This is a genomic window from Nitratireductor sp. PBL-C9 (genome assembly GCF_050877045.1).
GTDB lineage: Bacteria > Pseudomonadota > Alphaproteobacteria > Rhizobiales > Rhizobiaceae > Nitratireductor > Nitratireductor aquimarinus.
In genome coordinates, this window is the sequence record NZ_JBPAXW010000004.1 from 138,407 (window position 1) to 151,738 (window position 13,332).

Consider the following 13,332-nt stretch of genomic DNA (forward strand, 5'->3'; position numbering starts at 1 on the left):
TTTTGTGCACCGCAGTATCTCACTCGTCTCTGGCAAGTTTCGCCAGCGCCAGCATACTCCGCCAGTTGCGCCCCGTCATCGACAGTTTCAGCGTCGGCTCCATTTTCGGCACGAAGCGCGACTGCCCCATGCCGTCGGGCGTGTGGAGATAGAGCGTGCGCCCGCTGACGCGAACCTCTTCCGTGCCGGTGATCTTCGCCTGAAGCGCTGCCACATCCGCTGCCGCCGGCTCCCGCTCCAATGCATAGACATGCACCCTGGTCGGCTCGTCAGCAGCCTGCGGAAACGGATTTGCGGCAATCATCGCATCCCAGTCGTTTAGACTGCGCACCATGATCGCCTTGTCGAATCCCATCTTCGCACGCACCAGATCGGCCACCTGCGCCCGCACCGCCTCTTCCCCGGACGGGGCGGTCAAAACCGCATTGCCGCTGTTGATGTAGGTCGCCACATCCTGAAAGCCGCCCTCGCCCAGCACCGCGCGCAGCTCCTTCACGGGAAGCTGCGTCGCGCCGCCAACGCCGCGAAAGAGAACGATGTATCGGGTCGCGGCCATGTTGCGTCCTCAGATGATCAGCCCGGCAATCGTGTCATTGTTGGTGATGTCCTGATAGGCCCAGCCTGCCGCGTCGAAACGTTCGGTCAGAACATCGAAATTATCCCGGTTCTTGGTCTCGATCCCGATCAGGACGGAGCCGAAATTGCGCGCCGACTTCTTCAGATACTCAAAGCGCGTGATGTCATCCTCCGGCCCCAGAAGGTCGAGGAAGTCACGCAGCGCGCCCGGCCGCTGCGGAAAGCGGAAGATGAAATACTTCTTCAGTTCCTCGTAACGCAGCGCCCGCTCCTTCACATCCGGCAGGCGCTCGAAATCAAAATTTCCGCCCGACACGACGGCGATCACCGTGCGCCCTTTGAGAACCTCCGGCGAGAAGTCCTTCAGCGTGTCAATCGCCAGCGCGCCCGCCGGCTCCAGCACCACACCCTCGATGTTCAGCATCTCGATCATGGTCGCGCAGAGCCGGTTCTCCGGCACCAGATGCACGGCCTCCGCATCGAATGTCTTCAGATGCGAGAACGGGGTTGCGCCGATCTCGGCCACCGCCGCGCCATCGACGAAATTGTCTACCCGGTCGAGCCGCACCGGCCGGTCCTGAACCAGCGCCTGCTGCAGGCTGGCCGCCCCTTCGGGCTCCGCAAAGGCGAAAGCGCCCGCCTGTCCCGCAGTCCTCAGATAACGCGTCACACCGGAGGCAAGTCCGCCACCGCCCACGGGCAGAATGACGAGGCTGTCATCCATCCGCACGCCGTCAAACGCCTTGATCTGCTCGGCGATCTCGCGGCCAACCGTCGCCTGCCCCTCGATGATGTCGGGATGATCGAAAGGCGGCACCATCGCGCCGCCGCTCTCCTCGGCAAAATCCAGCGCCGCGCGAAGGCAGTCGTCAAAGAAATCGCCGATCAGGCGGATTTCCACGAACTCGCCGCCGAAGATGCGGGTCTTGTCGATCTTCTGCTGCGGCGTCGTCACCGGCATGAAGACCACGCCCTTGCAGCCAAAATGCCGGCAGACATAGGCAAAGCCCTGCGCGTGATTGCCTGCCGATGCGCAAACGAAGGTGCGCTCCGGCCCGCCCTCGGCCATCGCCTTGCGGAAGAAGTTGAAAGCACCGCGGATTTTGTAGGAACGGACCGGCGTCAGATCCTCGCGCTTCAAGAAAACCCGCGCCCCGGTCTTCTTCGACAGATAGTCGTTCTCCTGAAGCGGCGTTGCAGCAAACAGTGACCGCAGGGCCTCTTCAGCCTCCGCGACAGCCTCAACGAAGTCGGTCTCGTTCGTTCCTGCACTCATGCGTCTCTTGCCTATCCAGTCCGTGTGTCCTACGGGCTATTGCATATCAGGGCGCGTGACGCCACTCTCGCGCCAGGGAGGGGACCGTTTCCCGGATACAGACGCTTATACCGAGCAGCCTGAGGTTCACCACTTGCAGTATCTCGCCGTCCGCGCCGCGCTCCACATTGCGGCGGTTTTTGCCATCTATCTCGCGGCTGCCATGCTCATACCGGCGGCGGTCGATCTTTATTACGGCAATGACGACTGGCGTGTCTTCGCCTTCTCCGCGCTGTTCACCGGCGGGCTCGCCATCGGCGTTTCGCTCGCCACCCAGGGCCGCCCGCCCGTCATTTCCTCCCGTTTCGGCTTTCTGGTCGTCAACCTTCTGTGGATGACCGCCTGCATCGTGGGCGCCGTGCCCCTGCTCGCCTCCTCGGTGGAATTCAGCGTTACCGACGCCTTCTTCGAATCCGTCTCGGGCGTCACCGCAACCGGCGCAACCGTCATTGTCGGCCTGGATGGCATGCCGCCGGGCCTTCTCCTGTGGCGCTCTATCCTGCAGTGGATCGGCGGCCTCGGCGTGATCGCGCTCGGCCTGTTCGTCCTGCCGTTCCTGAATGTCGGTGGCGTTTCCTATTTCCGCATCGAATCCTCGGACATCGCAGACCGCCCCTTCGACCGGTTCTCCACTTTCGGGCTCGGCCTTGTCAGCATCTATGCGCTTTTGACGCTCGCCTGCACCATCGCCTATGCGGCAGCCGGCATGCGCGCCTTCGACGCCGTCAATCACGCGCTCACCACCATCGCCACTGCCGGCTTCTCCACCCATGACTCCTCCATGGGCTTCTATGCCGACAACCCAGCCATCCTGTGGATCAGCACGTTCTTCATGTTCGTGGCGGCGCTGCCCTTCTCCATCCTCATTCTGTTTGCCCTGCGCGGCAGGCTCGATGCACTTCGTGATCCGCAGATCCGTGTCTTTGCCGGATATGTGGTCGTGTTCGTGCTGGCGGTGGCCATCTATCTGCGCATCGTCCACGACCACACTTTCTTCGCCGCACTCACCCATTCGGCGTTCAACTTCGTGTCGATCATCACGACCACCGGCTATGCCAGCTCGGATTATTCACAGTGGGGCGCGTTCGCAGTCGCGGCCGCCTTCGTCGCCATGTTTCTCGGCGGCTGTTCCGGCTCCACGACAGGCGGCATCAAGGCCTATCGCTTCCTGATCCTGTTCAAGCTGATGGCCAATGGTCTGCGCCGCTTCGTCTATCCAAACACCGTCGTCACCGTGCGCTATGGCGACCGCACAGTGGATGATGACCTGCAGCGCGCGGTTGTTCTCTATATTTCGGCCTTCTTCGTCATCTGGGCCGTCATCATTCTCATTCTCGCGGCCACCGGGCTCGATTTCGTCACCGCCATCTCCGCCGCCCTCACCGGCCTCACCAATGTCGGCCCCGGTCTCGGCCAGGTGGTCGGGCCCGCCGGAAGCTTTGCGCCCCTGCCGGATCTGGCCAAATGGGTCGTCGCTTTCGCAATGCTCATGGGACGGCTCGAAATTCTCGCCGTGCTGGTCATTTTCGCACCGGTTTTCTGGGAGAAGTGACCTCCACAAGACGTCGCTTTCCCGCTAAGGATAGCGACGTCGAACTTTCCGATCCTCAGGGCAAGCAAAGACCGTATCCAATGCCGTTTCGCAAGCTTCAGCGCCCGTTCGCGTTTTTGTTCATCCTGATGGTGGTCATGGGCTGCGCCAACCAGAAGCCCTCCCGACTGATCGCGCAGACCATGGCGCCAGCGCGCACCGATCAGATCGAAGCCACGCACGAGATTTTCATCGCCACCAACCGCGCTGCCGCCGAGGAACCGGGTGAACTCTTCTCCGGTCGCCGCCTTGCGCACCAGGGCGCGCCAAAAGCAGCCTTCGCCCATGTCGACGTGTCCATCCCCAAGGTGCACGAAACCGGCAAGCTGGAGCTTTCGCCCAATCCCGATGTGGCCGATCCGGCGCGTTATTTCACGGCGCAAAAGGCGGTCCTCTATCCGGATGCCAGCGATTTCGAGGCGGCCCTGAAGAAAAGCATCGCCACCCATGACGGTCGCGCGCTCGTCTTCATCCACGGCTACAACACCGGCTTCGACGACGCGGTCTATCGCGCAGCCCAGATCTTCAACGATGCCGATTACAGCGGCACGCCGATCATGTTTTCCTGGCCATCCGCAGGCCGCATGCTCGATTATGTCTACGATCAGAACAGCGCCACCACCGCCCGCGATGCGCTGGAAGAAACGCTCCGCCTGGTGGTTCGCGCCGGCGCAAAACGCATCGATATCGTTGCCCATTCCATGGGTAGCTGGGTCACGATGGAAGCCCTGCGCCAGCTCGCCATTTCCGGTGACCGGGATCTGGGCGGACGTCTCGCCGACGTGGTTCTCGCCTCTCCCGATCTCGACATCGATGTCTTCAAGTCTCAGATGCGTCGCTATGGCGTGCCGAAAAAGACCTTCCTCATCCTGACATCGCAGAACGACCGCGCTCTTACACTGTCCGGTTTCATCGCCGGCAATCAGCCCCGGCTAGGCGACTACAGCGACGCCAAGGAGCTGACCAATCTCGGCGTGGTCGTGGTCGATGTGACCAAAGTGTCTTCAGGCGACTGGCTCAACCACACCAAATTTGCCGAAAACCCGATCCTTGTCCGCCTTCTGGGCGAACGCCTTTCCAGCGAAGGCAATCTGAACGCCAGAGATCACGACGCCGTTGCCGGCAAACTGGAAACGCTGGTGCGCGGTCTCGGCCAGACGGTCGGCACTGCCGCCGATATCGTCATCACTACACCGCTCACGGTCATCGATCTGGCCACAAGTCCGGTCCGGCGATAAGACAAAATGAGAAGCGCGTAAAATCAAGAGATTAGACGCGCTTCCAGACTCAAGACGAGAAGCATTTGAAGGGCATTCATCGCGAAATGACGCGCCCTTTCAAAGGAACAGATCGACCTTCTGGAAGCTCGTCACGTCGATGATGCCGGTATCGGAGATCCTGAGTTCCGGGATCACCACCAGCGCCAGAAGCGAGTGCTGCATATAGGCGTTGTTCAACGTGCAGCCCATGTCGCGCATGGCGTCGGTCAGCTTCGCCGCCTTCTGCGCCACCACTTCCGCCCGCTCATCCGACATCAGCCCGGCAATCGGCATCTCCACCAGCGCCAGCTCGCGCCCCTTCGAGAACAGCACGACGCCGCCGCCCACTTCGCCAAGACGGTTGGCCGCTTTGGCCATGTCATCCTTGTTGGTGCCGACCACGATCATGTGGTGTGAATCATGCGCCACCGTCGAGGCCATGGCGCAGTCCTGCATGTAGCCGAAGCCCGAAACGAAACCGTTCGTCACATTGCCCGTGCCGCGATGCCGCTCCACCAGCGCGATCTGACAGACATCATTGCGCCGGTCCATGGCGACGATGCCATCCTCGACGCCAAGCTCTGCCTCCAGCGCCCGCGTCGGCGCCTGGTTCTCGATCACGCCGATCACCCGCGCCCGCACATGGTTTGCGCCCTCGGGCGCAGCAATGTCGAAATCCTGCGCCGCAAGGCTTTTGCCAAGCCGCACCGTGTTCTTGGCCTTTGCCGGATAATCATAGGCCGGAATGTCCGCTTCCAGCCGCCCTCCCCGCGCCAGCCTCACGCCCCGCGCGAAGACGTCATCGATCACGAGTTCCGCCAGATCCGAAACGATCAGGAAATCCGCCCGCCGTCCGGGCGCGATGGAACCCAGCTCCCGCTCCAGCCGGAAATGCTCTGCCGTGTTGATCGTCGCCATCTGGATCGCCGTCACCGGCTTCAGACCCTGCGCGATGGCGTGGCGCACCACGCGGTCCATATGGCCGTCATTCACCAGCGTTCCCGAATGGCTGTCATCGGTGCACAGAATGAAATTGCGCGGATCGAGCCCCTGCTCCGTCACCGCCTTGATCTGGCTTGCCACGTCATACCAGGCAGAGCCCAGCCGCAGCATGGCCTTCATGCCCTGACGCACCCGCGCAATCGCGTCCTCGGCGCGCGTGCCCTCATGGTCGTCTTCCGGCCCGCCGGCCACATAGCCATGGAACGGCAGTCCCAGATCGGGCGAGGCATAATGCCCGCCCACGGTCTTGCCCGCCGCCACGGTGGCCGCAATTGCGCCCGTCATGGTGGCGTCATTGGCCGCAACGCCCGGAAAATTCATCACCTCGCCGAGCCCGATAATGTTCGGCCAGCCCATCGCCTCGGCCACGTCCTCGGCGGTGAGTTCGGCCCCGGCATTCTCCAGACCCGGCGCGGAAGGCACGCAGGACGGCATCTGCACGAACACGTTGATCGCCTGCGCCATCGCCTCGTCATGCATCAGCCGCACGCCATCAAGACCCAGCACATTGGCGATCTCATGGGGATCGATGAACATGGAGGTGGTGCCATGCGGGATCACGGCGCGGCAGAATTCCGTCACCGTCACCATGCCGCTTTCCACATGCATGTGCGCGTCGCACAGGCCCGGCACCAGATAGCGCCCCATTGCGTCGACCACCTTGGTCTTCTCGCCGATGGCGTGGCTCGCGTCCGGCCCGCAATAGGCAAAGCGGCCTGCAACAATGGCAATGTCGGTCGCGGGGATCACCTCGCCCGAATGCACATTCACCCAGCGGCCATTGCGCACCACAAGATCCGCGTTCTGGCGCCCCATGGCCACATCCACAAGCTGCGGCGCGACCGCCTGCCAGGGTTTGAGATCGGTGGAAGGCACGGGCTTGGTGTCGGGCATGGATATCCTCCTGATGGAGAGCGCACTTTCGCAAACCCGCGCCGCGCGCGCCAGCCCTCACGTCAAACAGTCAGCGGAAAGAATGGGAATTGCGTCACCGGGACCGTCATATGCCCATGGGGACGGTCTCGCACTCGCCGAGCCCCTAACGCGCAATGGCGTCCCAGGCGGCAATGGCGCTGTCCACCACCCGCTCCAGCGCCGCGCATGAGGCCCCGTCGCGCGCCTGGATCGAAAGCCCGTGCAGGACCGTCACATAGAAAGCCGCAACCCGCGCCGGGTCAGCGCTCTCGGGCACGTCGCCATCGCTGATCCCGCGTTCCACACGGCGGCGAAAACAGGCCTCGTTTTCACGGCGGTTTTCGGTCAGAAAGCGGCACACGGGGCTGTTTTCCGGTGCGCCGGCCAGCGCCGCCGTCACCACCATGCAGCCGCGGGGATTGTCAGGGGCGGTGTAGCAGCGGGCATTCACACGCAGCGCCCGTTCGATCGATCCGCGCGCCGTATCGCCTTTCTCCAGCGCCTCGCTCACCGGTGCGCTCTGTTCGCGCCCATACAGCTCGATCGCTTCGCGAAACAGCGTCTCCTTGCAACCGAACGCCGCATAAAGGCTGGGCTTGTTGATGCCCATGGCCTGCGACAGCTCGTTCATCGAAGCGCCCTCATAGCCGCACGACCAGAACACCCGCATCGCCTGATGCAGTGCTTCGTTCCTGTCAAATGCTCTGGGCCTGCCGCGTCCCGCCATCTCGAATACCTTTTGTACCAAGCCGTAAATAATTACGTCCGCTCGATATCTCAAGGCATGAGTCTGTTTCGACAGCCCGCGCCTTGCATCTCGCCGGCGCACGGGGCCGGATCATGACGCAGAAAACAGGCGCATTGCATGCAATCGCAGCGCTGCAGCGCATGCCGTCATCTGCGCTTTCGAACAAGGCTCACAATTGCCTTTGCCAGCAGCATTGAAGAGAAAAACAGCACGAGCTGAGACGCGTTCATCCCGAGGACGTAATCATTTCCCGTAATCGTTGCTACAACTGAGATTACCATAATAAGCGCAACCAAAATGATGTCGTGCACAGATCGGACTCCGGTTTTTCATGAAGCGCACATGCCCCGACCGAAGCCTTTCCATCTACGTCCACGAATGCGATTTCAAATAATTATTCAAATAAAAACAACACCATAAATGGATTTTGACCTCTGCTCCGCCGGATTGTCAATGATCCATCCGGGTTCCATCCGGTCCCCGCGCATTTCGCGTTGATGGCAAGGCGAGACCACCGCACGCCATCACCCCGCCTGCCCGGCGGCGACTCGCCCCGCAGCGCCGGCGCCCCGCCGCAACAGGATCACAATGGCGGCAATCACCATCACGCTGCCCGGCAGCCAGTGCCAGCCGATCAGGCCGGGTCGGGTCACGAACAGAACCAGCATGGAAACGAATGGCACCAGATAGCTGTAGGCGGTCACCGCGCCCGGCGTCAGAACACCCGTGCCACGCTGCATGAGCCAGAAGGTCACGCCGCTCGAAAACACGCCCAGATAGGCAACCAGCAGGAAATCGCCGATCTGCATCCGCGTAAGCCCGTCAATCGGCTCCAGAACGAGCCCCGCCGCCGCAATCAGAACGCCGCCGCCGGCAAGGCTCCAGAAGGTGCGCGCCGCAGCATCGCTCGACAGCATGTTGCGCGCCATCCCCCATTTGGAAAGCACGGGATAAAGCGCAGATGCGATGCAGCCGACGAAGAACAGCGCCTCGTTCCAGCCGAACTGCAACTGCGCGAGATCGCCACCCGTCTGCGCCATGGCAAGCGCCAGCGCCCCGAACGCGCCAAGTGCGAGAATGGCCAGAAGCCCGCCTGCCCTCGGCTCCACGCCAAGCACGCGCCCCAGCCCGTAGGCGATGAGCGGCATGGTCACGAACAGCGCCGACATGGAAAGCGCCGTCACCCGGTGCGCAGCCCAGAACATGATGCCGAAGAACCCCGCCAGACAAAGCCCCATCACCGCATAGAGCAGAAGGGCTGAAAGTTCCGGCCGCCAGTCCTCGCGCGCCCGCACCATCGGGGCCATGGCCAGCGCCGCAATGGCAAAGCGCAGCGCCGTCAGAAGCAGCGGCGGCAGACCATCGGACAAAAGCCCCACCGCCGGAAAGGAAGCCCCCACGATCAGCGCCCATAAAAGCATGCCCAGATGGGCCTGCACCGCGCTCTTTTCCCTGTCAGCCCTGTCAGCCCTGTCAGCCATCGGTGATCCGCCTTCCACATTTCCTGCAAGCCCTGAACATGAAACCAAAGCTAGTTCATTGCGGATCGATTGATAATGTGCGACTTCGCTCAATAACCATTCACTCAGAGTGTTGAATAATGGACCGTTTCACCGCCCTGAACGTGTTCCGCACGGTCGTAGAGCTGGGCAGTTTCGCCGGGGCAGCCCGGCGGCTTCGGCTTTCGCCCGCCGCCGTCAGCAAGAACATCCGCGAGCTCGAAGCGCATCTCGCCGTCCGTCTCATCAACCGCACCACGCGCCGCATGAGCCTGACAGAAGCGGGCGCGCTCTACCACAGGCGCATCGCCGGCATTCTCGATGATCTGGAAGACGCCGACGCCACGCTCGGGCCGCTTCAGCAGGAGCCGCGCGGCCTGTTGCGCGTCAGCGCTCCCATGGCCACCAGCCTCATCGCCCTTTCCCCGGCAATCCCGCAGTTTCTGGAACGCTACCCGGAAATCACGCTCGACCTCAGGCTGGATGACCGCCGCGTCAACATCGTCGAAGACGGGTTCGACCTCGCCATTCGCGGCAGCGACCGGCTGGAAAACTCCAGCCTGATTGCCAGAAAGCTGCTGGTTCTCGATCACGTCCTGTGCTGCGCGCCGGCCTATCTCGAGCGTGCCGGGCCGCTTGAAACGCCCGAAGACCTGCGCCGCCACGAATGCGTGCAGTTCAGCCTGTCCGGCCATGCCGACGAATGGACCTTTCACAGGGCGGGCCGCAGTGTCACCGTGCCGGTCAACGGGCGCTACAAGGTCACGTCCAGCCTCGCCGTACGCGACGCGCTGCTTGCAGGCTTTGGCGTCAGCATGACCCCGCGTCTCTATGTACGCGAGCATCTTGCCGCCGGCGCGCTTGTCCCCCTCATCCCGGACTGGACGCCCATGGACACCACGCTTTACGCGATCTACCCCTCCGCCCGCCATGTGCAGGCCAAGGTGCGCGCCTTTCTCGATTTCCTCGTCGAAACGCTCAGTCCACAGGCGCATTGACGCGCACCGGGCCACAAGCCCGCCATCCTCTGCACCCGGCCCGCAAACCTGTTAAGAGGAAACAACCTTCCGATTCCCCTGACAGGCCTGCCGTGACCGCCGATCCCACGCATATCCTCAAGACCGTCTATGGATACGAGGCCTTTCGCGGCCGCCAGGCCGAGATCGTCGAACACGTCATTGCCGGCAACAATGCTTTCGTGCTCATGCCCACCGGCGGTGGCAAGTCGCTGTGCTACCAGATCCCCGCGCTCTGCCGGCCAGGCCTCGGCCTCATCATTTCGCCGCTCATCGCCCTCATGGCCGATCAGGTGGCGGCGCTGAAACAGGCTGGTGTCCGCGCAGCCGCGCTCAACTCCAACCTGCCGCTCGAAGCCCGTCAGGCCATCTGGCGCGCCATGGGCGACGGCTCGCTCGACATGCTCTATGTGTCGCCGGAAACCCTGCTGCGCCCCGCCGTCCTCGACCGGCTGAAGCAGGTAAACCTCTCGCTCATCGCCATTGACGAGGCACACTGTCTCTCGCAGTGGGGCCATGATTTCCGCCCCCATTACCGCCAGCTCGACGCGCTGGTCGAAGAGTTTCCCAACACGCCGCGCATGGCGCTGACCGCCACCGCCGACGCCCCCACCCGCGCCGAGATCATCGCGCATCTGGGCATTGATGAGCGCGACAGCTTCGTTGCCGGCTTCGACCGCCCGAACATCCGCTACGCCATCGAAGAAAAGGACAGCCCGCGCCGCCAGCTCGCGCGCTTTCTGGAAAAGCACAAGGATGAGAGCGGCATCGTCTATTGCCTCTCCAAGCGCAAGACCGACGAGACCGCCGAATGGCTCCGGTCGGAAGGCTACAACGCGCTTGCCTATCATGCCGGCATGGACCGCGAGGCGCGCGAGGCAAACCAGACCCGCTTCCAGCGCGAGGAAGCGGTGGTCATGGTCGCCACCATCGCCTTCGGCATGGGCATCGACAAGCCGGATGTGCGCTTTGTCGCGCATCTGGATCTGCCCGGCAGCATCGAGGCCTATTATCAAGAGACCGGCCGCGCCGGCCGCGACGGCCTGCCGTCGGAAGCCATGATGCTCTACGGCTTCGATGACATTGCGCTGCGCCGCCGTTTCATCGAGGAATCGGACGCATCCGACCAGCGCAAACGCATGGAGATGCAGAAGCTCGACGCGCTTCTCGGCCTTGCCGAAACCGCCCAGTGCCGCCGTCAGGTTCTGCTCAACTATTTCGGCGACCATTGCGAGCCCTGCGGCAATTGCGACACCTGCGCCAATCCGCCCGAACGTTTCGATGGCTCCATCGCGGTGCAGAAGGCGCTTTCCTGCATCTACCGCACGGGCGAGCGTTTTGGTCAGGCCTACATCGTCTCCGTGCTTCTGGGGGCCGAAGACGAGCGCATCGCCCGCTTTGGCCACGACCAGATTTCCACCTATGGCATCGGCAAGGAATACGATCAGCGCGTCTGGCGCTCGGTCCTGCGCCAGATGGTGGCGCACGGCCTCGTGGATGTGGATTTCAGCGGCCATGGCGGCCTGTCCATCTCCGAGCGCGGCGCGCAGTTCCTGCGTGAAAAGCCCACGCTCATGCTGCGCGTTCCGCGTCCGGCGGCAAAGGGCAAGAGCCGGCGCTCTTCCGGCAGCGAGGCCGCCAGTGCGCTTGATCCCGAAGCCGCAGCCCTGTTCAAGGCGCTGCGCGAAAAACGCATCGAGATCGCCCGCGAGCAGAACGTGCCGCCCTATGTCATCTTCCACGACCGCACGCTGATCGAGATGGCCTCCGCCCGCCCCGGCTCACGTCAGGCCATGGCCGGCATTTCCGGCATCGGCGAAGCCAAGCTCGACCGCTACGGCGAAGCCTTCCTGGATGTCATCGCAAATCACGACTGAAGGCGTGGGATAATCCGGGACGAAACCGTTGCGGGAAACAGGCCCGCTCAGTCCAGTTCCTGAACGCCGCCACCGGAAACGGTCAAAATCTGCCCGCTGACCCAGCTTGCCGCGGGCGAGCTCAAAAACAGCGCGGCATTCGCCATGTCGGCCGGCTCGCCCAGTCGGTTGATCGGCGTATGCGCCAGCATCTTCTTTTCGATCTCGTCGTTCAGGACAGACTCCAGCGCTTCCGTGCGGGTTGCGCCGGGCGCGATGCCATTCACGCGAATGCCCCTTGGCCCGAGGTCGAAGGCGATGTTCCGGATCAGGTGGTTGGTGGCCGCCTTGGACGCACCATAGGACGCCATGCGCCTGTTCTTGTTCTCGCCGGCCATGGAGGTGATGGCGAGAATGGAACCACCGCCGGCCTTCTCCATTTCAGGCGCGGCAAGCTGCGCCAGTCGAAACAGCGAGAAAACGTTGAGATCGAAGGCCCGGCGGAAATCCGACATGGGCATGTCGAACGGCTTGGGTCCGCCACCGCCGGCGTTCGAAACCAGAAGCGTCAGCTTTCCAAGCTGGCTCACCGTCTCGCGCACCGCGCGGGCAAGATCATCTTCGCTGGTCACGTCACAGGCGACACTCGCCGCCCTTGCGCCCGTCTTTCCGATGTCATCCGCAACCTGCCCGGCGCGCTCCGCATCGAGATCGGTCACCATCACCGAAGCGCCGGCGCCGGCAAAGGCCTCGGCAATTGCCCGCCCGATCCCCGCGCCAGCCCCCGTTATCAGCGCGACCTGACCATCCAGCCTGAAATTCTGCGGATCATACATTCAAAGCCCTCCTTTTGAACAAGCCACGCCAGAGAACCTGGCCTTAAGCGTGGCATTGCCCAGTACAATCTCATCACGGAGTCTGTCGGATCGGAGTTTCCATCGCCCCCGGCTCGTCAAAGCTCTTTCGTCAAAAGCACCCAGTTCTGAATTTCGGTCTGCCAGCCATCGCTGACACAGCGCCGCCGCGCCTTTTCGGCGTATCCCACGCGCTCATAGAGCCTCCGGGCTCCGTGATTGTCATCGGAGACGATCACGCTCATGCGGGAGATGCCGCGATCCGCCGCAATCTTCTCTGCAAGGGTGAGCAAATGGGTTCCAATTCCCCGCCCCTGCGTTTCGGGAAAGCAGGCCAGCACATTGACGTACCAGCTGTTCAGGGCGAGGTTTTCGAGTTCCTGAAGCGGGTGAAAGAGCGCCGGCAATTCCGCGCCGATTGGCTCGGGCGTCGGACCAATCGCATATCCCGTCAGGCTTGCGACCGCGCCCTCTCCAAAATCCACGACATAAATCTGGCCATCTCGCGCCTTTTCGGCCTGCCGCTCGCGCCCCACCTCCCAGGGATCCTGATCCGGCGCTGCCATCGTTGACCAGATGTGAAGCGGAAGCCCCTCGCCTGCAAGGTTTACCAGCCGAGCGAGCGGCAGGGCATCTCCCGCCTCGGCAATACGGGTAAAACGCTCAAGCTCCATGAAACGCCTCCCCCTCAAAAACCACGC

General features: G+C 62.8%; 11 protein-coding genes. 4 read left to right on the forward strand and 7 right to left on the reverse strand.

Annotated elements, in window-relative coordinates; genetic code table 11:
* Positions 1-19: 19 nt before the first annotated feature.
* Positions 20-556 carry a DUF1697 domain-containing protein gene (locus ACRTG1_RS10600; RefSeq protein ID WP_432516247.1) on the reverse strand — a complete coding sequence of 179 codons (537 nt, stop codon included), beginning with the start codon at positions 554-556 and terminating at the stop codon, positions 20-22.
* Between the two features lie 9 nt (positions 557-565).
* Positions 566-1,852: a threonine ammonia-lyase IlvA gene (gene ilvA / locus ACRTG1_RS10605; RefSeq protein WP_113155509.1), complete on the reverse strand. Its 1,287-nt coding sequence runs from the start codon at positions 1,850-1,852 to the stop codon at positions 566-568.
* Positions 1,853-1,985: 133 nt separating this feature from the next.
* Here ilvA and ACRTG1_RS10610 point away from each other — a divergent pair, with 133 nt between their 5' ends.
* Together ACRTG1_RS10610 and ACRTG1_RS10615 are read left to right on the forward strand one after the other, a co-directional pair.
* On the forward strand, positions 1,986-3,443 hold the full coding sequence (locus tag ACRTG1_RS10610) for a TrkH family potassium uptake protein (RefSeq protein WP_206543796.1): 1,458 nt from the start codon (positions 1,986-1,988) through the stop codon (positions 3,441-3,443).
* 80 nt (positions 3,444-3,523) lie between these two features.
* A complete protein-coding gene (locus ACRTG1_RS10615) occupies positions 3,524-4,720 on the forward strand; it encodes an alpha/beta hydrolase (protein WP_206543797.1) in 1,197 nt (398 codons plus the stop codon).
* Between the two features lie 99 nt (positions 4,721-4,819).
* Here ACRTG1_RS10615 and ade read toward each other — a convergent pair whose 3' ends face one another.
* The 3 genes from ade to ACRTG1_RS10630 all read right to left on the reverse strand — a co-directional run bounded on the left by ade (position 4,820) and on the right by ACRTG1_RS10630 (position 8,887).
* Entirely contained in the window at positions 4,820-6,637 is a 1,818-nt protein-coding gene (gene ade / locus ACRTG1_RS10620; protein WP_432516248.1) for an adenine deaminase, read from the reverse strand.
* A 145-nt stretch (positions 6,638-6,782) separates the two neighbouring features.
* Complete coding sequence (locus ACRTG1_RS10625) at positions 6,783-7,406, reverse strand: TetR/AcrR family transcriptional regulator (RefSeq protein ID WP_315900324.1); 624 nt, start codon at positions 7,404-7,406, stop codon at positions 6,783-6,785.
* 524 nt (positions 7,407-7,930) lie between these two features.
* On the reverse strand, positions 7,931-8,887 hold the full coding sequence (locus ACRTG1_RS10630; protein ID WP_432516249.1) for a DMT family transporter: 957 nt from the start codon (positions 8,885-8,887) through the stop codon (positions 7,931-7,933).
* Between the two features lie 119 nt (positions 8,888-9,006).
* Here ACRTG1_RS10630 and ACRTG1_RS10635 point away from each other — a divergent pair, with 119 nt between their 5' ends.
* Both ACRTG1_RS10635 and recQ read left to right on the forward strand, forming a co-directional pair.
* Positions 9,007-9,903: a LysR family transcriptional regulator gene (locus ACRTG1_RS10635; protein ID WP_299935185.1), complete on the forward strand. Its 897-nt coding sequence runs from the start codon at positions 9,007-9,009 to the stop codon at positions 9,901-9,903.
* Positions 9,904-9,995: 92 nt separating this feature from the next.
* Positions 9,996-11,798 carry a DNA helicase RecQ gene (recQ, locus tag ACRTG1_RS10640; protein WP_206543800.1) on the forward strand — a complete coding sequence of 601 codons (1,803 nt, stop codon included), beginning with the start codon at positions 9,996-9,998 and terminating at the stop codon, positions 11,796-11,798.
* Between the two features lie 47 nt (positions 11,799-11,845).
* On the opposite strand, the gene hdhA is transcribed toward recQ, so the two are convergent.
* Entirely contained in the window at positions 11,846-12,613 is a 768-nt protein-coding gene (gene hdhA, locus ACRTG1_RS10645) for a 7-alpha-hydroxysteroid dehydrogenase (RefSeq protein WP_432516250.1), read from the reverse strand.
* A gap of 116 nt (positions 12,614-12,729) precedes the next feature.
* Entirely contained in the window at positions 12,730-13,305 is a 576-nt protein-coding gene (locus ACRTG1_RS10650; RefSeq protein WP_432516251.1) for a GNAT family N-acetyltransferase, read from the reverse strand.
* Between the last annotated feature and the right edge of the window lie 27 nt (positions 13,306-13,332).

Bases quoted from the DNA above. Each gene is read 5' to 3' on its own strand.
- ade (WP_432516248.1), bottom strand. From the start codon at position 6,637: ATGCCCGACACCAAGCCCGTGCCTTCCACCGATCTCAAACCCTGGCAG.
- ACRTG1_RS10635 (WP_299935185.1), top strand. From the start codon at position 9,007: ATGGACCGTTTCACCGCCCTGAACGTGTTCCGCACGGTCGTAGAGCTG.
- ACRTG1_RS10650 (WP_432516251.1), bottom strand. From the start codon at position 13,305: ATGGAGCTTGAGCGTTTTACCCGTATTGCCGAGGCGGGAGATGCCCTG.
- ACRTG1_RS10630 (WP_432516249.1), bottom strand. From the start codon at position 8,887: ATGGCTGACAGGGCTGACAGGGCTGACAGGGAAAAGAGCGCGGTGCAG.
- ACRTG1_RS10615 (WP_206543797.1), top strand. From the start codon at position 3,524: ATGCCGTTTCGCAAGCTTCAGCGCCCGTTCGCGTTTTTGTTCATCCTG.
- hdhA (WP_432516250.1), bottom strand. From the start codon at position 12,613: ATGTATGATCCGCAGAATTTCAGGCTGGATGGTCAGGTCGCGCTGATA.
- ACRTG1_RS10600 (WP_432516247.1), bottom strand. From the start codon at position 556: ATGGCCGCGACCCGATACATCGTTCTCTTTCGCGGCGTTGGCGGCGCG.
- ilvA (WP_113155509.1), bottom strand. From the start codon at position 1,852: ATGAGTGCAGGAACGAACGAGACCGACTTCGTTGAGGCTGTCGCGGAG.